This window comes from Siminovitchia fortis (assembly GCF_007681465.1).
GTDB lineage: Bacteria > Bacillota > Bacilli > Bacillales > Bacillaceae_C > Siminovitchia > Siminovitchia fortis.
Genome location: NZ_VEKZ01000010.1, coordinates 63,782 through 83,365, shown reverse-complemented (window position 1 = coordinate 83,365; position 19,584 = coordinate 63,782). Strand labels below are relative to the sequence as shown.

Annotated in this window: 19 protein-coding genes; 6 read left to right on the top strand and 13 right to left on the bottom strand. The window is 42.9% G+C overall.

What is annotated here, in order from left to right:
* Positions 1 to 81 precede the first annotated feature (81 nt).
* Positions 82 to 402, top strand: coding sequence for a DUF6678 family protein (locus tag FS666_RS05640; RefSeq protein WP_144460936.1), 321 nt, complete (start codon positions 82 to 84; stop codon positions 400 to 402).
* Positions 403 to 467: 65 nt separating this feature from the next.
* Here FS666_RS05640 and pdxR read toward each other — a convergent pair whose 3' ends face one another.
* Positions 468 to 1,871, bottom strand: coding sequence for a MocR-like pyridoxine biosynthesis transcription factor PdxR (gene pdxR, locus FS666_RS05635; RefSeq protein WP_144460937.1), 1,404 nt, complete (start codon positions 1,869 to 1,871; stop codon positions 468 to 470).
* A gap of 121 nt (positions 1,872 to 1,992) precedes the next feature.
* On the opposite strand from pdxR, the gene pdxS reads away from it, so the two are divergent.
* Positions 1,993 to 2,874, top strand: coding sequence for a pyridoxal 5'-phosphate synthase lyase subunit PdxS (gene pdxS, locus FS666_RS05630; protein WP_144460938.1), 882 nt, complete (start codon positions 1,993 to 1,995; stop codon positions 2,872 to 2,874).
* A 362-nt stretch (positions 2,875 to 3,236) separates the two neighbouring features.
* Positions 3,237 to 3,440 (top strand): hypothetical protein, encoded by a 204-nt coding sequence (locus FS666_RS05625; protein WP_144460939.1) that lies wholly within the window; start codon positions 3,237 to 3,239, stop codon positions 3,438 to 3,440.
* A 242-nt stretch (positions 3,441 to 3,682) separates the two neighbouring features.
* Here FS666_RS05625 and FS666_RS05620 read toward each other — a convergent pair whose 3' ends face one another.
* From FS666_RS05620 to FS666_RS05595, 6 genes are all read right to left on the bottom strand, one after another.
* Positions 3,683 to 3,820, bottom strand: coding sequence for a sporulation histidine kinase inhibitor Sda (locus tag FS666_RS05620; protein WP_144460940.1), 138 nt, complete (start codon positions 3,818 to 3,820; stop codon positions 3,683 to 3,685).
* Between the two features lie 404 nt (positions 3,821 to 4,224).
* Positions 4,225 to 5,547, bottom strand: coding sequence for a sodium-dependent transporter (locus FS666_RS05615; protein ID WP_144460941.1), 1,323 nt, complete (start codon positions 5,545 to 5,547; stop codon positions 4,225 to 4,227).
* Positions 5,548 to 5,751: 204 nt separating this feature from the next.
* A complete protein-coding gene (locus tag FS666_RS05610) occupies positions 5,752 to 6,762 on the bottom strand; it encodes a FecCD family ABC transporter permease (protein ID WP_144460987.1) in 1,011 nt (336 codons plus the stop codon).
* A gap of 2 nt (positions 6,763 to 6,764) precedes the next feature.
* Entirely contained in the window at positions 6,765 to 7,766 is a 1,002-nt protein-coding gene (locus FS666_RS05605; RefSeq protein ID WP_144460942.1) for a FecCD family ABC transporter permease, read from the bottom strand.
* A gap of 69 nt (positions 7,767 to 7,835) precedes the next feature.
* Positions 7,836 to 8,717: an iron-hydroxamate ABC transporter substrate-binding protein gene (locus tag FS666_RS05600; protein WP_390615034.1), complete on the bottom strand. Its 882-nt coding sequence runs from the start codon at positions 8,715 to 8,717 to the stop codon at positions 7,836 to 7,838.
* Positions 8,704 to 9,549: an ABC transporter ATP-binding protein gene (locus FS666_RS05595; RefSeq protein WP_120071454.1), complete on the bottom strand. Its 846-nt coding sequence runs from the start codon at positions 9,547 to 9,549 to the stop codon at positions 8,704 to 8,706. The genes FS666_RS05600 and FS666_RS05595 overlap by 14 nt, the downstream gene beginning before the upstream one ends.
* 139 nt (positions 9,550 to 9,688) lie before the next feature.
* On the opposite strand from FS666_RS05595, the gene FS666_RS05590 reads away from it, so the two are divergent.
* On the top strand, positions 9,689 to 10,738 hold the full coding sequence (locus FS666_RS05590) for an NAD(P)/FAD-dependent oxidoreductase (protein WP_120071452.1): 1,050 nt from the start codon (positions 9,689 to 9,691) through the stop codon (positions 10,736 to 10,738).
* Between the two features lie 96 nt (positions 10,739 to 10,834).
* On the opposite strand, the gene FS666_RS05585 is transcribed toward FS666_RS05590, so the two are convergent.
* Positions 10,835 to 11,125, bottom strand: coding sequence for a DUF2653 family protein (locus FS666_RS05585; protein WP_144460944.1), 291 nt, complete (start codon positions 11,123 to 11,125; stop codon positions 10,835 to 10,837).
* On the bottom strand, positions 11,113 to 11,547 hold the full coding sequence (locus FS666_RS05580) for a hypothetical protein (RefSeq protein WP_144460945.1): 435 nt from the start codon (positions 11,545 to 11,547) through the stop codon (positions 11,113 to 11,115). The genes FS666_RS05585 and FS666_RS05580 overlap by 13 nt, the downstream gene beginning before the upstream one ends.
* A 238-nt stretch (positions 11,548 to 11,785) precedes the next feature.
* Here FS666_RS05580 and FS666_RS05575 point away from each other — a divergent pair, with 238 nt between their 5' ends.
* The gene (locus FS666_RS05575; RefSeq protein ID WP_144460946.1) at positions 11,786 to 12,955 is read left to right on the top strand and encodes a TraB/GumN family protein; all 1,170 of its coding nucleotides are present in this window, start codon (positions 11,786 to 11,788) and stop codon (positions 12,953 to 12,955) included.
* Positions 12,956 to 13,509: 554 nt separating this feature from the next.
* Here FS666_RS05575 and FS666_RS05570 read toward each other — a convergent pair.
* The 4 genes from FS666_RS05570 to FS666_RS05555 all read right to left on the bottom strand — a co-directional run bounded on the left by FS666_RS05570 (position 13,510) and on the right by FS666_RS05555 (position 17,992).
* Complete coding sequence (locus FS666_RS05570) at positions 13,510 to 15,453, bottom strand: ABC transporter permease (RefSeq protein ID WP_144460947.1); 1,944 nt, start codon at positions 15,451 to 15,453, stop codon at positions 13,510 to 13,512.
* Positions 15,443 to 16,204, bottom strand: a complete 762-nt coding sequence (locus FS666_RS05565; protein ID WP_120071442.1) for an ABC transporter ATP-binding protein — start codon at positions 16,202 to 16,204, stop codon at positions 15,443 to 15,445. The genes FS666_RS05570 and FS666_RS05565 overlap by 11 nt, the downstream gene beginning before the upstream one ends.
* A 99-nt stretch (positions 16,205 to 16,303) precedes the next feature.
* Positions 16,304 to 17,305 (bottom strand): sensor histidine kinase, encoded by a 1,002-nt coding sequence (locus FS666_RS05560; protein WP_144460948.1) that lies wholly within the window; start codon positions 17,303 to 17,305, stop codon positions 16,304 to 16,306.
* A gap of 3 nt (positions 17,306 to 17,308) precedes the next feature.
* Complete coding sequence (locus FS666_RS05555) at positions 17,309 to 17,992, bottom strand: response regulator transcription factor (protein WP_144460949.1); 684 nt, start codon at positions 17,990 to 17,992, stop codon at positions 17,309 to 17,311.
* A gap of 329 nt (positions 17,993 to 18,321) precedes the next feature.
* Here FS666_RS05555 and codB point away from each other — a divergent pair, with 329 nt between their 5' ends.
* Entirely contained in the window at positions 18,322 to 19,581 is a 1,260-nt protein-coding gene (codB, locus tag FS666_RS05550; protein ID WP_120071576.1) for a cytosine permease, read from the top strand.
* Positions 19,582 to 19,584 lie beyond the last annotated feature (3 nt).

Here is a 19,584-nt window from a genome sequence, read left to right as displayed (position 1 = left end):
GGTACATTAAGCAGTATAATAATTTTTACTCTTATTGTCCAAGTTCATTTAGGGGCTAAATAGAAAAGGATGGGTTAATATATGGGATATCACCCCTTAATGAATGATACCAAATGGGATGAAATTAGAACGGCCATGATTGAGTTCCCGGAACAAGTTCTTTGGAGAACAAAAGATATCGAGACTGGATATATCAGCCATTGGGATGGAGATTGGTACTATCACTTCCGTACAGGGGGGTACAATCCAATAGAATGGTTGGAAATCAAGTTTGAAAATGCAAAAATTAAAGAGGAACTGGTGAACATTCTCAGGGAAATACATGTACCTGGTGAGTTATCGGAAAACAGGATTAGGATTTACGGTTATGTAAAGCCGGGAACATTCATTGACTATATATAGACTCTTTATCTGAATAAAAAGCCCGCCCCCATTTCGGAGGCGGGCATGAAGCGCTTATCATACACTTAAGCAATCCCCCAACTCTCCAACAGCAATTGAACGGCAGGCTCCAATTCTTCTTCTGGTATTCCGGCAAATCCCAGGATGATTTTTGGAGGATGCTCCACTTTTTTGTCCAATGTGTAATAGGAAAGCGGATGGATCTTTACTTTGGCCTCTAACGCCCTCTTGACAAGTTCTTCTTCATCCATGCCATTTTTTATGGAGAGCAGCATGTGCAGGCCGGAATGTTCTCCTATTACTTCCACTTTTTTCTGGTAAGGTTTTAACACTTCCAGGGTCTTTTCAAGTTTTTTTCGATAGATTTTCCTCATCCTGTTTAAATGTCTCTCAAAATCTCCTTCTTTCATAAACTGGGTTAATATATGCTGGTCGATTCTCGAAACGGAACAATGATAGAAAGATAGCGCCACTTCTTTATATTTTTTTAGTAAAGGTTTTGGCAAAACCATATAACTGATCCGGAGTGACGGGATAAGGGATTTAGAAAAACTGCCCAAAAAAATAACTTTTTCGCTGTGGTCCATGCTTTGCAATGAAGGGATGGATTTACCGCTGTAACGGAATTCACTGTCGTAATCATCTTCAATGATGTAGCGGTGCTCGCCGCCTGCTGCCCAATTCAACAGTTTAACCCGGCGATTGACCGAAAGTACGGACCCGTACGGGAAGTGGTGGGACGGTGTGACGTAAACGACATTGATGTTTGTATTCTCGAGGGAATCCGTTTTTACGCCTTCATCATCCACTTTGAGCGGATGTATTTTATGCTGGGAGCTTTTCAATATATGCGAAATGACGTGATAGCCTGGGTCTTCCACGCCGTATATCGTTTCTTTGTCAAACAGGAGAATGAGCTGCTGCAGAAGGTTGTCACTCCCGGCCCCGATGACAATTTGCTCAGGGAAACATTGGACACCTCTTGCATGGTACAAATAATGGGCTATTTCTCTTCTAAGCTCCAATTCTCCTTGTTTATCACCAAGCAAAAGCAATGAATGATGCTGTTGATCAATCGTGTCCCTGGCATATTTCCGCCATTTGTGAAAAGGGAAATTCTCTGTATCAATCCAGCCCGGATGAAAATGATACTTCACTAATTCCTTCTCTTCGATCAATTCATCTGTTACGGCAGCTTCATTTTGTACATATTCCAAATCTTCATAAGCCAGGACAAAATACCCCTTCCGGGGCAGTCCTTCGATGTATCCTTCTGCTATCAGCTGATCATAAGCCGTTTCCACAGTATTCTGGCTGACCTTCAGAAATTCGGAAAGCTTCCGCTTGGATGGCAGCTTGGAGCCATATTCGAGGCGGCCTTCCGTTATTTCTTTTTTTATATATAAATAAAGCTGTTCGTATAGCGGAACATCGATGGAACGGTTTAAATTGCATGATAACATTTCCATACTATTAACCTCCCAAAATCTGACCCTGTCACTTTGGTTGAAACTGGCGCTTTTAACAGAGTCACCTTATTTCTATAATAATGGCAAATGGAAGAAAAAACAATCTCTTGGAGGGTTAATCATGACACAAACAGTAAGCGAAACAGCAAAAAATGTTTTGGAAAAGATTAATGGCGGCGTTATTATGGATGTTGTCAACGCAGAGCAGGCAAGGGTTGCGGAGGCTTCCGGAGCTGTAGCAGTCATGGCTTTGGAAAGGGTGCCATCCGACATTCGAGCGGCCGGCGGGGTTGCCAGAATGGCTGATCCGAGAATTGTTGAAGAAGTCGTAAGTGCAGTTTCTATACCCGTAATGGCGAAAGTCCGTATTGGGCATATTGTTGAGGCCAGAGTACTTGAGGCAATGGGTGTCGATTTTATTGACGAAAGTGAAGTCCTTACTCCTGCAGACGAAGAGTTCCACCTCTTAAAAAGCGATTTTACTGTGCCATTTGTATGTGGGTGCCGTGATTTAGGCGAGGCTGCACGCCGGATCGGGGAAGGGACAGCCATGCTTCGTACGAAAGGAGAGCCTGGAACAGGGAACATTGTTGAGGCTGTACGCCATATCCGTAAAGTGAATGCGCAAGTTCGAAAAGTGGTTGCAATGAATGACGATGAATTGATGACCGAAGCTAAAAATCTTGGTGCACCGTACGAAATTCTTAAGCAGATCAAAAAAGAGGGCAGGCTGCCCGTTGTCAACTTTGCGGCCGGCGGCGTAGCGACACCCGCTGATGCAGCGTTGATGATGGAACTTGGAGCAGACGGCGTATTTGTTGGTTCAGGTATATTCAAATCAGAGAATCCCGAAAAATTTGCAAGCGCGATTGTCCAAGCGACAGCGAATTACAAAGACTATGATTTGATCGGCAAGCTTTCAAAAGAACTGGGGGCAGCTATGAAAGGCATCGACGTCAATCAGCTCAGCCTTGAAGAGAGAATGGCGGAGCGTGGTTGGTGATTAGGAAAAAATGATCGCAATGGTCATCACCTACGGTTCTACAAGAGAAGAAGCCACAGCAAGAATGAAACGTTTATGAGCGGTGACTTCAATACAAAGTTTTTGGAATTGCATCCAGTTATAAGTTAAAAATTAAAGGTAAATGTAGTAATAGCAGATATAAAAAAATGAATGTTTAACCGCGTTTAGTATAACTAGCCGCGGTTTATTTATGCATAAAATTAATCTGTTAATGCACTAAAACTGATAGCTACTTTTTCCTTATTTTCTTTTTAAGAAAAGGATTAAAGCTCTTTTATACAGAAATTTTTAAAAATACCTGTAATGCTGCTTCTTAGTCTATTACAGAAAGGAGGAATATTTTGTCCTCTTTATACGAACAACTACCGGACGATCTTTTAGCAGGTTTTTATGTGGAAATCAGAAAGAATATTAAAAAGGGGATTTTGTCTGAAACTATGTATCATGAGATCGCTTTGATCAAGGAAGCGGCGGAAAAACGAGGGGTTTCCGAACGAGAGTTGTATGAGATTTATCAAAAACAAATTAAACCCCTGTATAAATAAAGCGGTTCCATTTTAACGTCGGCAGGACCCTAAGTTAAACAGTTCGTTTTCGGCATCGAGCCTCAAGAAACCGACTATTTTCATGGATGAAAATAATACGCTCATTTCGGGGATGCGGTCAACCAATGCTGGATTCCATTTTACAGAAAATGTGATTCCAGAAATGAAAACCCTCAATATTCGCTGTTGCCTTATTAAGGTTATGTGAAAAGACACCTACTATTATTGTAGGTGTCTTTTCACTATGTTTCATCTGGATGTATGGAAATAGAGCGTCGTTGAAGTTCGGCTTCTAATTGTTGAATAAAATTAGGGTCAAGTTCTAATTTTTTCGCTTGGATGTAAGCTTTGATTAGGTCACTATCTGATAAGCTATTCATGGCATTTAAATTGTTTTTTTTTGCTCCTTTCTATAAATTCTCAAACGTGTAATAGCTTAATCTAGTCAGCGCTTTCAATGCAAGTGTTTTTTAAATTTTACCAATATTTAGGTGATTTAACATCAGGAAATTTAATCCGATGTTGATTTATCGTAGGAAAGTACTTCCTCGAATCGCTGCGTCGCAGGAGCCCATTAGACGCGAAGTCTGCTAGTCGAAAGGCGCAAGAGCTAGACAAAGCAAAATAAGTATATTCATAAACATTTACAGTTTCTTTCCTTTGATTAGGAAAAAAAACTCGAAAGCAATCCTAGTATAGATCGCTTTCGAGTTTTTTTACTGGTATAAATTAGATTACCCTTAAGGTCTTTTTTCCCCTAAGGATCGACCAAAGTCTGCTTTTACTAACCATTTATGAAATAGGCAAGAAAGATGGCGATGATGGCTATCGGGGCCGCGTATCTTACAATAAATTTCCATATAGAATGGATTGCCGGATTCATCCGCAGCTCATCAGCCGTCTCCGCTTTAGTCAGTACATGCCCAGCGAACAACGATACGAGAAGGGCATTGATCGGCATTCCAATTCTGCTCGTCAATATATCCGCAAAATCAAATACAGTGCCGCCCGGAAGGTGCAACTCTGATAAAACACCAAATGATAGAGCGCTAGGTATCCCGACAAGGAAAATGAGCAAGCCAAATACCCAAGCCATCCGCTTTCTGCGGTCATATTTTTTTTGGATACCGGTTGATACGACAATTTCCAGCATAGCGATGGAGGAGGTCAGTGTAGCGAACAACATTAAGATAAAGAAAATGATCATAAATACGCCGCCAAGCGGTATTTCATTAAAGATGGCCGGCAGGATGACGAATATAAGCCCAGGTCCTTCTTCCGGCGAATGACCGAGCGCGAACACCGCCGGAAAGATCACGAGCCCTGCCAGTAATGAAATGAATATATTCAACAGCGATACGTTCAAGGCAGATTGGCCGAGTCGTTCCTCTTTTGGAAGGTAAGAGGCGTAGGTCATCATCGCGGTCACACCGACACTCAGAGAGAAGAAAGCCTGTCCAAGCGCCAGCAGGAAAGTTTTTCCCGTCAAAAAGGACCAATCCGGGACAAACAGGAACCGGACTCCTTCCATCGCTCCTTCCAACGTCAGAGAACGGATGGCGAGTACGATGAAAAAGATGAATAATAATGGCATCATCCATCGGCTCGCGCGTTCAATTCCCCCTTTGACACCGCCTTGGACAATCCAAACCGTCAAGAACATGAATGCTGCTTGTGCAGTTAAAACCTCGACCGGGTTTGAAATGACCGAGCCGAATAATTCTCCATAATTAGTGTTGTTAAGCTGGAAAACCAGTGCTCTCACCAAATAGGAAAGAATCCATCCTCCTACGACACTATAGAAAGATAATAAGATAAAAGACGTAACAAGGCCCATCCAGCCAATCCAATGCCATTTCGTTCCGGGCGCCAGCAGCTTCAGGGAAGTGACCGCATCATGCTGGCCCCTCCGGCCGATGACAAACTCCGCCAATAAAATGGGCAGGCCGATGGCCATGGTAGATAAAATAAATAAAAATAAGAAGACGCTGCCGCCGTTCGTACCCGCCATATACGGAAACTTCCAAATGGCGCCGAGCCCGATGGCGCTTCCAGCGGCCGCCAATACAAAACCGATCTTCGATGTCCATTGCTCTCGTTGTTTCATCAAAATCACTCTCTTCGTAAACAATGCTCTTATTATAGCTTTTTTGAACAGAAAAACAAACAACCCCCGGTGATTTTTCAAAATGTATGAACGATAGAGGAGAAGAATATCAGGGAATGAGATGATTGGAAATAAATAATATCCCGGCCTTTTGGTTCGGCAATTGACCAAACCAAGTGACCAGGATATGGGAACGAACTGATTTCAGCTTTTTTTCAAAAGCAGATATATAAAATAGGGGGCACCGATCAAAGCGACAACAATCCCGGCCGGAAGCCCTTCAGTGTCGCCTATATTTCGGCCTACCGTGTCTGCGGCTAATAAAAGCCACCCCCCAATAAGAATGGCAATAGGAATGAATAATTGATTTCTTGGCCCTACGAATGCTTTTGCTATATGTGGGGCCATGAGTCCAATAAAGGTTATCCCTCCCGTGACGGAGACAGCCGCAGCCGCTAATGCAACAGCAGCGAACATTAGCGTTATACGTTCTTTTTCGATGGAGACTCCCACTCCAATAGCTACAGGTTCGCCCAGTCCAAGAAGATTTAGCTGGTTCGCTTTGAAAAGCGTAAATGGAATAAGAATGGCCAGCCAGGGAAGGACCGCCAAAATAAAAGGCCAATCTGTTCCCCAAATATTGCCGGCCAGCCATTTTGCAATGAAATCCACTTTTGCACGCTCGGCGGATGAAACGAGGACAATCATTGCGCCGGAAAGGGCCATTGAAAATCCGACCCCAACCAGAACCAGTTTTATAGGCTGGACTCCAACGCTCTTCTTATATGAAAAAATATAAATGAGGGAAGCCGTCAATAACGCTCCTATAAATGCGACTAAAGGCAGTAAATAAATAAAGGATCCAGCCTCTATGGGAAAATACAAAAAGAATACAGCAATAGCAACACCTGCTCCGGAATTGATTCCTATGATACCAGGATCGGCCAAGTCATTGCGTGTAATGCCTTGTAAAATAGCTCCGGATAATGCCAGGCCCATTCCTGCTAAAAGGGTAATGACGATTCTTGGCAGTCGAATGGAAAACAGAACAAACTCTTCTTTAAACGAACCTTGACCAAGGAAGGTTGGAATCAGCCTGTCATATGATAAGGAAGAGTACCCTGTGCCCAGCCCAATAATAATGGTGATTGGAATAAGTAATAGCAACGAAAAGAGAATGAGTCGCTGTTTTTTGAGTAAAGTTGGCTGAATCATGATCATGCGCTTCCTCCTTTACGAACTATTAACAGAAAGAAAGGCAATCCCATTATCGCAATGATTGCTGCTATCGGTGTTTCATACGGAGCGTTAATCGTACGGCCCAGCGTGTCAGCCAAAAGCATGAAAGTGGCTCCTAGAATGGCTGCCATCGGGATGATCAGGCGATAATCGGTTCCAACAATTCCGCGCACCACATGAGGAACCATGAGTCCGATGAATACTAAATTTCCTACAAGTGCAACAGAAGCTCCAGCTAGCAGAATGACAACAATGAATAAAATAGCCTTCACCTGCGTTGTCTTCTGCCCCAACCCAATCGCTACTTCCTCGCTTAAACTGAGAATAGTGAGCTGCTTAGAGAGAAGTAAAGCAACGAGTATTCCTACTAGAATAAAAGGAATGATCACTTGAAGCTGATTCCAGGAAGCGCCTATAAGGCCTCCTGCTGTCCACATTGATACATCTTTAGAAACTTTGAAATAAATTCCAACTCCTTCCGCAATGGCGTACAAGAAGGCAGAGACAGCTGCGCCGGCAAGAACAAGGCGAAATGGGGAGAAGCCGCCTTTTTTCATTGCGCTAATCCCAAAGACCATGATGGTTCCGAGAGCTGCACCAATAAAACAGGCTATCGTAATACCGAAATAATTGGTTGTAGGAATGAAAACCAGTACTAACGCCAATGCGGCGTTTGCTCCTGCAGTTAATCCGAGTAAGCTCGGATCGGCAAGAGGGTTTTTAGTCATGCCCTGGATAACGGCACCTGAAACAGAAAGTGCGGATCCAACAAAAATAGCTGCCACCTCACGCGGGAATCGAATTTCACGGATCATTGACAGTTTTTCACCTGTTGTTTCTGTAGTCAATGCCAGCCACACATCATAAACGGTTGTGTCAGCTGCACCAAACACTATTGAAACAAGAAACATACTAACGCAGATAATCATTCCTGCAATCAGTTTGTATATAAATGGGATTGTACGTTGATCTTTTGTCATCTTTTCTCACTTTTCTTTTTATAAATGAAGGAAAAGGAGTTATTTGGAAAATACTCCTTTTGCCGAAAATCAGTTGCCAAGAAAGCTTTTTTTGAAAAAGTCCAACTGCAATTCCAAAGTGATTGGGTCGTTGAAATAAAATTCTTTTGAATTTACCTCAAATACATGATTATTCTTTACAGCCGGTATGCTTTTATATGTGTCGGTTTCTTGGAATGAATTATCCAAATCAGAGTTTTTGCTGAGGATGACATAGTCACCGGCATATTCCGGAAGCACTTCTAAAGATAGTGCATAGTAGCCGTCCTTAAGGGCCATCTCCTTTACTTTTTCAGGCATGGCCAAACCCATCTCCTGGTATAAGATTTCAGTTCCGCGCCCCCAGTTGTCACCATATACATAAAGCTGTTTGTCCCAGTTTTCAATCACAGAAACGGTTGAATCCTCACCTATTTTTGCTTTGATTTCCTGGCCGGCAGCTTGTGCACGTTTTTTGAAATCGTCTACCCATTCTTTCGCTTCTTTTTCTTTATTCAATAGCTTGCCGATTTCCAAGTGTTGTGTCAGGTAGTCCACTTTGCCATACGTATACGTCACAGTAGGGGCGATTTCACTTAACTTATCAATGTTCTTTATAGTGGATAATCCAATGATCAAGTCCGGGTCCAATTCAATAATTTTTTCCAAATTCTCGTCAGAAACTTCTTCGACATCTTTTAAATCTTTTTCAAAGCGAGGGTTCATTTTAGACCAGGAATCTGCACCTACTAAATTGACGCCCAAAGCCATGACGTTTCCTGTAAAGCTGGAAAGGACGACTACTCGCTTAGGATTAGCGGGAACTTCTATGGGGCCGTTTTCAGATTCATATGTAATTGTTTCAGATTCATTTTCTTTGGAAGCAGAGCCGTTTTTCTGTTCGGCTGAGCTGCAACCGCTAATGAACAGCATGAGCGATAGTAGAGATGGAATCCAAATCTTTTTCATTCTTTTGTTCTCCTTTGATTAAATTATATGTGATGCACATGGGCTTGTTCGTACGGGGATCCCGTCCGATTTCCGCATCAATATGAAACACTTTTTTTAGCACACTACGGTTTATTACTTCTTCGCTGTTTCCTGCCTTTACAACCTCACCATCTTTTAGGGCGATAATATAATCCGCAAAGCGTGCCGCTTGATTCAGATCATGCAGAACCATGATAATAGTGCGATCCTGCTCTATATTGAGTCTTTGCAAAAGCTCTAAAACCTCCAGCTGATGTGCCATGTCCAGATAGGTGGTGGGTTCATCGAGAAAAATAATTTCTGTTTCCTGGGCCAGTGCCATAGCGATCCAAACACGCTGTCGCTGACCGCCGGACAGTGCATCTACGGAGCGGTATTTAAATGTACTTGTTCCAGTCACTTCAAGAGCCCAGTCAATAACCTCAATATCTCTGTTCGATAGGCGGCCAAATCCTTTCTGATAGGGAAAACGGCCATATGAAACCAATTCACCTACAGTTAATCCATTTATAATGTCAGGCGTCTGCGGAAGGATTGCCATCTTTTTGGCAAGAACTTTTGTATTCTCTTTTGTGATATCTTTGCCATCCAAAACGATTGACCCTGACCGATGAGATATAATCCGGGTGATCGCCTTTAACAAAGTCGACTTGCCGCAGCCATTCGAGCCGATTATTGTCGTAATCTTTTTATCAGGAATCTCAACATTCAAGTTTTTGACGATGAGATGCTCACCATAGCCAACATTCAAATTATCTGTATTCAGGCGGATCATTTTTTTACCTCCTTGTTAAATTTTAATTGATAATGATTATCAATTCCATTATGATATAACTATAGTGGCTTATTTTAGCGAAGTCAACAGTTTAATTGAGAATGAGAATCACTTATGTTTATTTAAGGAGCGGATTGGGATGGGACAGGATTTGTTTGACGTGACAGTAATCGGGGGAGGCCCCGCAGGTCTTTATTCCACTTTTTACAGCGGACTCAGGGGAATGAAAACAAAACTGATTGAATATCAGCCGCAATTGGGCGGGAAAGTACATGTTTATCCGGAAAAGATGATTTGGGATGTTGGCGGGTTAACGCCGATTACCGGAGCCAAATTAATTATGCAGCTTGTAGAGCAGGGGCTGACATTCAATCCCGAAGTCGTGTTAAATGAGAAAGTTGAATCGATCACAAAAAATGATCAAGGGATGTTCATATTACATACCGCTTCAGGACAAATGCATTATTCGAAAACAGTCATTGTTGCGGTCGGCAGCGGAATTTTGAAGCCGCAAAAATTGAATATAGAAGGAGCAGATAGGTATGAAGTGTCGAATCTGCATTATACGGTTAAGTCATTAAAATATTTTAAAGATAAAAACGTGATCATTTCCGGTGGAGGGAATTCGGCTATTGACTGGGCAAATGAATTGGAGCCTATCGCAAAAAATGTGTATCTCACTTATAGAAAAGATAAATTAGCTGCGCATGAAGCTCAGGTAACACAACTTTTGGACAGTTCAGTTGTTTGTTTCTTCAATACCTCTATTACAAAGCTGATTGCCTGTAACAACCAAGAGTTAATTGAACAGGTAGAATTGAAAAATGCGAAAACAGGGGAAGTTTCCTATTTGTCTATTGATGAAGTGATTATCAATCATGGATATGAGAGAGATATTGCATTGCTGGATAACAGCGAGGTGAAGATAAGAAGAGCAGATCATTATTATATTGCGGGGAATGCATGCAGTGAATCATCCATTGAAGGCCTTTATGCTGCCGGAGATATTCTTATGTACGAAGGGAAAGTCAATTTAATAGCTGGGGCTTTTCAGGACGCTGCAAATGCTGTGAACAAAGCAAAGCAGTATATTGATCCGGATGCTGATAAAACAGGAATGGTGTCTTCCCATAATGAGAAGTTCAAAGAACGCAATAGAGAGCTGGTCAAAAAAATAGTTCAGTTGTAAGATAACCGCTTCCCTAGTATTGTGGAGTCGATACTTAAAGAAAGGGCTGCTCCATCGCCATTGATTTGTGGCAAAAGAGGCAGCCCAATCTATTAATTATACGCTTATGACTGCAATAATCCCCTCAGCGTCATCAAGAACAAGCTCGATCCCCGCATAAGGATTTTCATTTAAAAACTCATCCAGCCATAAACGCAGCGCTTCAATGATATCAATTGTTTCGAGGCCGTGCTTCATTCCATTGACATAGGCCTCTGCGGAAAAGCCACTGTCATCATCATACAATAATTCCACTTCCACATCTTCAGGCTGGACATGATTTTTGCGGGATTGATCGACGCAGATGGCGTTAATGATATCCTGTTCTGAAATTGTTATCTGCCCCACGGTCCGGTATCCTCTCTTCTTTTCTGCTGAGTCAAGGCTTGGAACACCTTACGGATCACTGCAAAAAGTATATAGATAGCAGCCAGGTTGATCATCAGTCCCAACAGGGAACCCAAAGCCCCCATGTTGGCGAAAAGACTACCGAAGAGCAAACCAGCCAACCCGCCGAACATCAAGCCTTTCATCAGGCCTCCTGAAAAGAATCCGCCTTTAGGGTTCGTCTGCTGTTTAGTGGAATTTGTTTTTGGCGCTTCCTGCTTTTGCTTCTGTTGGAAATTTGACTGGTTATTTTTCATATTGAAGCTTCTTTTACCAGATTTATAGCCTTTTGCCTCAACTGTTGCATGATCCTGAAAAACAAAGCTTCCGACTGGAGATAATAGAAGTGTTGCAGTGAGCAATGCTGTAATTATTTTTTTCATTTCAATCCTCCGTTGATTTTGTACAATACTATCATTATAGCCTAACTTCACCTTTTTCTATATGAAAATGATTTGGGGCTAAAACGATTTCAACGGGAAGTGTATAATAGACAGTGTATAAGGTTTTTGAAAACAAGGATTTTATTGAATTGGTGAAAGGTGAGTTGGATGATACATTGGATTTGTATCTGAAAAGCCTGTAAGAGTCAAAATACCGTTTTTTCAGAGGAAGGTACATATGTCAGAAGAAAACATTACGAGACTTGAATTAAATGGAAAAGAGTTTATATTGATCGGGACAGCCCATGTTTCCAAGCAGAGTGCTGAGCAGGTAAAAGAGGTCATCGAAGCCGAGCAGCCAGATTCTGTTTGTGTGGAGCTGGATGAGCAAAGATTCGAGTCAATCCAGAATAAAAATCAATGGAAAGACATGGATATCTTTAAGGTCATTAAGGAAAAGAAAGCGACGCTGCTGCTGATGAACCTGGCGATCTCTTCGTTTCAAAAACGGATGGCCAAGCAGTTTGGCATCCAGGCTGGACAAGAAATGATCCAGGGTATCGAATCCGCCAAGGAAATAGGAGCAGACCTTGTTTTGGCAGACCGGAATATCCAGATCACGTTTGCCCGCATTTGGAACAACCTCGGCTTCTGGGGCAAGGCTCAGCTGCTTTCGCAGGTGTTCTTCAGCATTTTCAACAATGAGGAAATTACTGAAGAAGAGTTGGAAAAGATGAAAAATCAGGATACGATCAACGCCATTTTGAAAGAATTCACCGATAGCTTCCCAAGATTGAAAGTTCCGTTGATCGATGAGCGCGATCAGTTTTTGGCGCAAAAAATCAAAGAAGCTCCCGGGAAAAAGATCGTGGCAGTCCTCGGTGCTGCGCATGTTCCTGGAATCACGGAGGAAATCCACAAGGAGCACGACCTGAAGCGGCTATCCGAACGCCCCCCGAAATCAAAAGTGCCGAAAATCATCGGCTGGTCCATTCCCATTTTGATTTTTGCCTTGATAGCCTATACGTTTTACGCCAATCCATCCGCAGGCTGGCAGCAGACCATCAGCTGGGTATTATGGCATGGCTCTTTATCAGCCCTCGGGGCAGCGCTTGCTTTTGGACATCCATTGGCCATTCTTACAGCATTTGTGGCTTCGCCAATCACCTCATTGAATCCACTCCTTGCAGCAGGTTGGTTTGCCGGCGCCGTTCAGGCCTATATGCGAAGGCCGCATGTAAGAGACTTTGAAAACATGTCGCAAGATGTTTTCAGCTTCAAGGGTTTTTGGAATAATAAGGTAACAAGAATTCTGCTTGTCGTCGTATTGGCCAATCTAGGAAGTTCCGTCGGTACATTTGTCGGCGGGGTGGATGTCATTCGGCTGTTTTTGGAAAATATGCGGTAAGTAATCCTTTAGACTTACCATAAAGAAGGTTGCATGAAGGGTTAAAACTAATGAAAATCCAATTGCCCATCATATGTTGATTCCTTTTGAACATTGGGTATATAATGTAAATATAAGATATAAGATAAAAAAAGAGAATGCTGCTGGTTACAGCATTCTCGGTATAGCAGTCACCCGCAGATGCGGTGGCCAATCAGCGGAAAAAAGTAATCTATTTCCTACTTTGCCCAGCAGGGTGGATTACTTTTTTCCATTCCAATCGATCAATATTATGATCAATGTGATGAATGAGCAAAAAGCAATGATATGATCAGTAGTGATGATCATTCGCGGCACCCCCTTTCGTCTATCTATGGGGTATGCCGCCGCACCCTGCGACTGCTAATTATATTATCCTATTTTTTCTGCAAAAAATCTGCCAATTCCGACAAAACATACCCATTTCAGTCGAAAAACGGATCCATATAAAGGTCCAGCGTTTTAAATACAAAGCCGCAGCCAGTATCTCATCTGGCTGCGGCTTACTTTATATTCTTCGCGTTCATCTGGAACTATTACAACGCCTCTTTAATCACTTTTTTATAATACAGAACAGACAGCAGGCTGAAAATGGAATACAGTACAGTGTACAGCAGCATCACGATAAACATTGGCGTCCACAGCTCCGTGCCGAAGAAGAACCATCCGGATTTGACGGCGAAATACCCATGGAGCAATCCGATGCCAAGCGGGATGCCGAAGTTGAAGAGTTGTTTCGACTGGATGCCCCGCAACAGGTCACCGCGCGTGTATCCAAGCTTTCTCAGGATGGTGTAGTTCGGTTTTTCATCTTCGCTTTCGTCCATCTGCTTGAAGTAAAGGATACAGCCTGAAGTAATCAAGAAGGTGAGTCCCAAGAAGCCGACAATAAACATGGAAAGACCGTATAATTGTTTTTGGGTTTTGACCATTTCATATAGCGAATTGTAAGTCCAGATTTCGTCAAAACCAAGCGTGCGAAAGATGTCATTCGCTTTTTCAATGTTTTTTTCATCCTTAATGTCGATTCCGATATAAATCGGCTCTTTCTGAATCTTAGGATTCAAATCCTTCTTCAGGCGGTCAAACACGGTATCGTCTACAATGGCAACCGGCATGCCGCCGCTTGTAAAGGTCCAGGGCAGGATGACTTCCTTACGCAAGCCTTTGTAATGTTGCGTAATTGCCCCGTTTTGTGTTTTCCACTTGATTTTGCCATAGTCTTTAAAAGATATAAACTTCTGCATCACATCGGAATATCCGGTAAATACCGTATCGTCAGGGGAAACATCGATCCCATCGACTTCCCTGTCACTGACGACGGCCATCTGCATGACATTGGGGTCAAAATTCATACCCTCCAGGTCGCTGTCCAGAATGTCTTTAATATTGGCTTCCACTTGGATCACGTTGATTTTTGTTTCAGTGAAGGCAATCTGGTTCTTTTTAAAAGTATCTTTCAATTCATCCGCATCTTTTACGTCTGTTATGGTGAAATCCGCTGGAACATTGTCCCGCGCTGATTTTTCCACCGAATAATACGAAATGTAAGTGAGTGACAAAAACCCGACTGCCAAGGCAGATACTGTTGTAATGACAGTAAGCAGCAGCGCATTTGATTTCATCCGGAACATGATAGAAGAAAGCGAAAGCACCTCGTTAATGTTTAAATATCCGTTCTTCCTTTTCCGGATTAAATGAAAGATAAAACTTACTGAACCTTTATAAAAAAGGTATGTTCCAATAATGACGGAGGCGAGAATAAACAACATGGCTCCGAGTAATTGCGGTGCCGTTGTAAAATCACCGCCAAACAGTTTTGATGATACATAATAGCCTGTGATAATCAAAATGATTCCAAGGATTCCGATGAGCACTTGAAATTTGGATAGCTTCTTCACTTTTGTTTCAGTGGAAGAAAGGACCCGGAATAAAGACAAGATGCTCTGTCTCTTGATAAAAAAGTAATTCATCATCAGGATGAAAAGATAGATGACAGAAAAGCCGGCCACTGTTTGGATTAATGCCTTTGACGAGAATGTCAGCGTGGCAATCTCATTCACTCCGGTTATCTTATACAAGATCATGGTGATTAACTTTGATACGGAAAAGCCGGCCAATATTCCAACCACCAGAGAGCTGAAATAAAGAATGAAATTTTCTGCGCCCAGAAGCTGGAAGATTTTATTTTTTGTCATCCCAATCAGCTGGAAAAGCCCAATTTCTTTGCTCCTTCTTTTAATAAAAAGTTGATTGGCGTATAAAAGGAACACCGAAACAATGGCTATAAGCAGGACGGATGCGGCTCGGAGCGCGGCTCCGCCTTTGATGGAACCTTTGGCCGCGTCCATTGCCGGGTCATATTGCAAGGTGACAAAAGCGAAATAAAGGGCGACGCTGAAAATCAAGGCAAAAACATAGAGATAGTAGTTCTTTATGTTCTTTTTCAAACTTCGGAAAATGATCTGATTAACGTTCATCGTGGACACCGCCCAGCACGCCTTGGGTTTTCATGATATCCTTCAGGAATGTCTGTCTCGTTTCTTCGCCTTTGTTCAACTGTGTATACATTTGTCCGTCTTTGATGAAAATCACTCTTCTTGAAAAGCTTGCAGCCACCGGGTCATGCGTCACCATAATAATCGTCGCACCCAACTTTTCGTTTAAGCTGCTCAGTTTATTTAAAAGATCGGAAGCGGACTTGGAATCAAGCGCGCCTGTCGGCTCGTCGGCAAAAATGATGCTTGGATTGTGAATGAAAGCCCTGGCTGCGGATGTCCGCTGCTTCTGCCCTCCGGAAATTTCATTCGGATATTTATCTTTTATTTCGGCGATGCCAAGTTCAGATGCCAGCTGATGGAACTTTTGCTCAGCTTCCTTTTTCGGCGTTTTTGTAATCGACAAGGGGAGAAGGATATTTTCTTTCACTGTCAAAGTGTCTAGGAGATTATACTCCTGGAAAATAAAGCCGAGATGATTTTTCCGGAATTCGGCAAGCTGTTTTTCTTTCATGCCGACAATATCCTTGCCGTTAATTTTGATCATGCCCTGGCTTACCCGGTCGATGGAGGAAAGGACATTGAGCAATGTTGTTTTTCCGGATCCGGAAGCACCCATGATGCTGACAAAATCGCCTTTTTCCACCTCGATGTCTATCCCTTTTAAAACTTCCTGTCTATTGAATTTATTCCCGTAGCTTTTATAAATTTTTTGCGCTTCAAGAATGCTCATTTAGGTTCACTCCTTTACTCGTTATTTTTATCATAAAAGGATTGAATGTCTTTTTCCTTCGATTGGCCGAACAAATAATAAAAGCATGTGACAATCATGTCACATGCGTGTGAGATTCACAAATTCGTTTGGTTTAGGGAAAGTTAGAGCAAAGATTGTCCCTCTGCCCGGTTGAGATTTTACATGAATGTGGATCAGCAGGGATTCGGCCGCTTTTTTTGCCAGATACAGCCCCATACCGGTTGCGGCCCTATCCGGATGTGTTGTTGAGGTAAAACCTTTGTCAAAAATGCGGGGGAGGTCCTTAGGATCGATACCGCGCCCGAAATCCTGCACTTCAAGAAAGGTTTGATCATGATCTTTCCTACTCTTAATGATAATGTCGGATTCCCCGCTGTATTTTACCGCATTCGTCAACAGCTGTCTTATGATAAAAGCGAGCCATTTCTCATCGCTGAGGACTTCATCTGCTTTCAAATCAACTTCAAATCCGATGCCTTTTTGCATGCACCATGACTGGAGGTTTTTAATCTCTTTAAAAACCAACGGTTCCAATGCGATTTTTTCGACATGGAGGTCATTTTCAATAAATGAAATCCTCTTCTGATGAAGCTGCTGGTCAAGCAAAAGGTGGATGCGCAGCCATTCGTAAGTAAGCTGTGCCTTTATTTTATCGTCTTCCAGCCGTTCAATTATCAAATGCATGGCGGTGAGCGGCGTTTTCACTTCATGGATCCAGGATAATAAATCATCTCTTTCCTGTTCGAGGGCTATCCGGTTGGCGGTGGTGATTTCCGTCTGCCTCTCTGTTTGATCCTTGATGCGATGTTCCACTATTTTCTCGAATGGGGCTTCCGCTTCGTCTATTTCAGAAAGATCGAGGCTTCCATCCCATTCCTTCAAACTTTTGTAAAAGGGAGTTTCTTTATTGTAGCGGACCGCCAAAAAGATCATGAATATCATGAAAGATAGAAAAACGATATAAATGATGGAGTTGATCGGGATGGATGAATCTATATAGGCGATAAAAAGGAGCAGGAGCTGGGTAAATAAAAACAGCAAAATCCAGCTGCGCCTTTCAATCAAAAATTTTTTTAACATCTACTAATCCTCTTCTTTCGCCATGTACCCCTGGCCCACTTTAGTTTCAATCATTTTGCCAAGCCCTATTTCTCCCAAGCTTTTTCTTAAGCGGTTTACATTGACAGTCAGCGTGTTGTCACTGACAAATCTTTCATCATCCCACAAGCTTTTGATCAGATCGGAACGGCTGACAATAGTATTTTTCCTCTCAATGAGAATCTTCAAGATAAACATTTCATTTTTCGTTAATTCGACTGTCCCGTTTTCGTTGGTAACGGTATTTTTCGCGTAGTCGACGGTTGCGCCGCACCAGGTTTTCATGTCCATAGATTCTGTATTGTAGTTGTAGACGCGGCGAAGGGTTGCCTGTATTTTGGCAATGAGCACGTCAAAGTGGAAGGGCTTCTGGATAAAATCGTCCGCTCCAAGCTGCATGGACATCACCATGTCCGTCGGGTGGTCCCGTGAGGACAAAAAGATGATCGGCACGTTGGAGTGGGAGCGGATCATCCGGCACCAATGGAAACCGTCAAATTTCGGAAGCTGGATATCAATCACTACCAGATCCGGCTTGATGGCGGCAAACTCCTGAAGCACCCGGCCAAAATCAGTCACGCCATATACATCATACGACCACTGCGAAAGCCGCTCTTTGATCTCATTGAACAAAGTCGCATCATCTTCTATTAGAAAGATTTTAAACATGGGATCACCGTTCTTTTTAAGTCTTTAAAAGTATTGTATATGAAAAGGGGCAGTATTGGAAAAGGATCCTGAAATTTCATGTTGACTCACTTAATTTTTTTTGAAATAATAAGTCCAGTTTCATACTGGTACCTTTAATTCAGTCCCGTGAGGCTGGCAAGGACAACGGATATATATGAAGCGGTGAGCGAGAAATATCATTTTCGCCATTGTTTCATGTAGAGACAGGCTTCTTGTCGGAAAAAACGGCAGGAGGCCTTTTTCTTTTTCCACCCTTGAATAATTCTTCAGTACCAGTTCAAAATTTAATTCATATTGGAGGAATTGGGATGGAAAAGATAGACAAGGATTTTTCATTGGAGGCAGTGCCTCAATCACACCGCAATAATTTCTGGCAGATTCTGGTCGTCATGTTGGGACTCACATTTTTCTCCGCCAGCATGTGGTCAGGAGGCACGCTTGGCAAGGGCTTGACTTTCATGCAATTTATCGGGATCACTCTTGCGGGCAACTTAATCCTTGGCGCCTATACAGGGGCGTTGGCGTATATCGCGGCAAAGACCGGTTTATCCACCCACTTGCTTGCCCGCTACGCGTTCGGGGAAAAAGGATCTTACCTATCATCTTTCCTGCTGGCTGCAACGCAAGTCGGCTGGTTTGGGGTCGGTGTCGCGATGTTTGCTGTCCCTGTTCAAAAAGTGACGGGGTTGGATACGTATCTTTTGATTGGAATTGCAGGAATCCTCATGACCGTTACAGCGTTTTTCGGCATGAAAGCTTTAACGATTCTCGGCTTTATAGCAGTTCCGCTCATTACGATCCTTGGCAGCTTTTCCGTATTCAAAGCGACAGAATCAGTCGGGGGCATGCAAGGGTTGTTTCAATACCAGCCGACAGAAGCGATTGGACTGGCGGCCGCTTTGACCATTTGTGTAGGTTCCTTTATAAGCGCTGGAACATTGACGCCTGATTTTACCCGCTTTGCGAGAACGAAACGTTCAGCCGTCGTTTCGACTGTTATCGCCTTTTTCATCGGGAATTCACTCATGTTCCTTTTTGGTGCCGTTGGCGCAATCGCTACAGGGCAATCTGATATCTCTGAGGTCATGTTCTTGCAAAATCTGATCGTGCCGGCCATTATTGTGTTGGGGTTGAACATCTGGACAACGAATGACAATGCTCTGTATGCATCAGGACTTGGATTTTCCAATATCACAAAAATTCCCAGAAGCAAAGTCGTCATCTTTAACGGGATTGTCGGTACGATACTGGCGATGTGGCTTTACAACAACTTTGTGGATTGGTTGACGATTTTGGGCTCAACACTGCCTTCGATCGGTGCCATCATATTGGCCGACTTCTTCATCGTGAACCGCGGCAAGTACAAAAAGTTTGAAGAAATGACTTTTAAAGCGGTCAACTGGACGGCCATAGTCGCATGGGCCGCAGGGGTTGCCATTGCCGAACTTGCTCCAGGCATCCCGCCTGTCAATTCGCTGTTGGGTTCAGTTATTACGTTTGTCGTTCTTTCCAAGCTGTTTGCTAAAAAACAAACTGAAGAAATAATCGTTACAGAAAAGGTGGGCTAAACG

Excerpts from the sequence above, each read along its gene's own strand:
- FS666_RS05640 (WP_144460936.1), top strand. The coding sequence starts at position 82 with ATGGGATATCACCCCTTAATGAATGATACCAAATGGGATGAAATTAGA.
- pdxR (WP_144460937.1), bottom strand. The coding sequence starts at position 1,871 with ATGGAAATGTTATCATGCAATTTAAACCGTTCCATCGATGTTCCGCTA.
- pdxS (WP_144460938.1), top strand. The coding sequence starts at position 1,993 with ATGACACAAACAGTAAGCGAAACAGCAAAAAATGTTTTGGAAAAGATT.
- FS666_RS05620 (WP_144460940.1), bottom strand. The coding sequence starts at position 3,820 with ATGAATAGCTTATCAGATAGTGACCTAATCAAAGCTTACATCCAAGCG.
- FS666_RS05615 (WP_144460941.1), bottom strand. The coding sequence starts at position 5,547 with ATGAAACAACGAGAGCAATGGACATCGAAGATCGGTTTTGTATTGGCG.
- FS666_RS05610 (WP_144460987.1), bottom strand. The coding sequence starts at position 6,762 with ATGATTCAGCCAACTTTACTCAAAAAACAGCGACTCATTCTCTTTTCG.
- FS666_RS05605 (WP_144460942.1), bottom strand. The coding sequence starts at position 7,766 with ATGACAAAAGATCAACGTACAATCCCATTTATATACAAACTGATTGCA.
- FS666_RS05600 (WP_390615034.1), bottom strand. The coding sequence starts at position 8,717 with ATGCTGTTCATTAGCGGTTGCAGCTCAGCCGAACAGAAAAACGGCTCT.
- FS666_RS05595 (WP_120071454.1), bottom strand. The coding sequence starts at position 9,549 with ATGATCCGCCTGAATACAGATAATTTGAATGTTGGCTATGGTGAGCAT.
- FS666_RS05590 (WP_120071452.1), top strand. The coding sequence starts at position 9,689 with ATGGGACAGGATTTGTTTGACGTGACAGTAATCGGGGGAGGCCCCGCA.
- FS666_RS05580 (WP_144460945.1), bottom strand. The coding sequence starts at position 11,547 with ATGAAAAAAATAATTACAGCATTGCTCACTGCAACACTTCTATTATCT.
- FS666_RS05575 (WP_144460946.1), top strand. The coding sequence starts at position 11,786 with ATGTCAGAAGAAAACATTACGAGACTTGAATTAAATGGAAAAGAGTTT.
- FS666_RS05570 (WP_144460947.1), bottom strand. The coding sequence starts at position 15,453 with ATGAACGTTAATCAGATCATTTTCCGAAGTTTGAAAAAGAACATAAAG.
- FS666_RS05565 (WP_120071442.1), bottom strand. The coding sequence starts at position 16,204 with ATGAGCATTCTTGAAGCGCAAAAAATTTATAAAAGCTACGGGAATAAA.
- FS666_RS05560 (WP_144460948.1), bottom strand. The coding sequence starts at position 17,305 with ATGTTAAAAAAATTTTTGATTGAAAGGCGCAGCTGGATTTTGCTGTTT.
- FS666_RS05555 (WP_144460949.1), bottom strand. The coding sequence starts at position 17,992 with ATGTTTAAAATCTTTCTAATAGAAGATGATGCGACTTTGTTCAATGAG.
- codB (WP_120071576.1), top strand. The coding sequence starts at position 18,322 with ATGGAAAAGATAGACAAGGATTTTTCATTGGAGGCAGTGCCTCAATCA.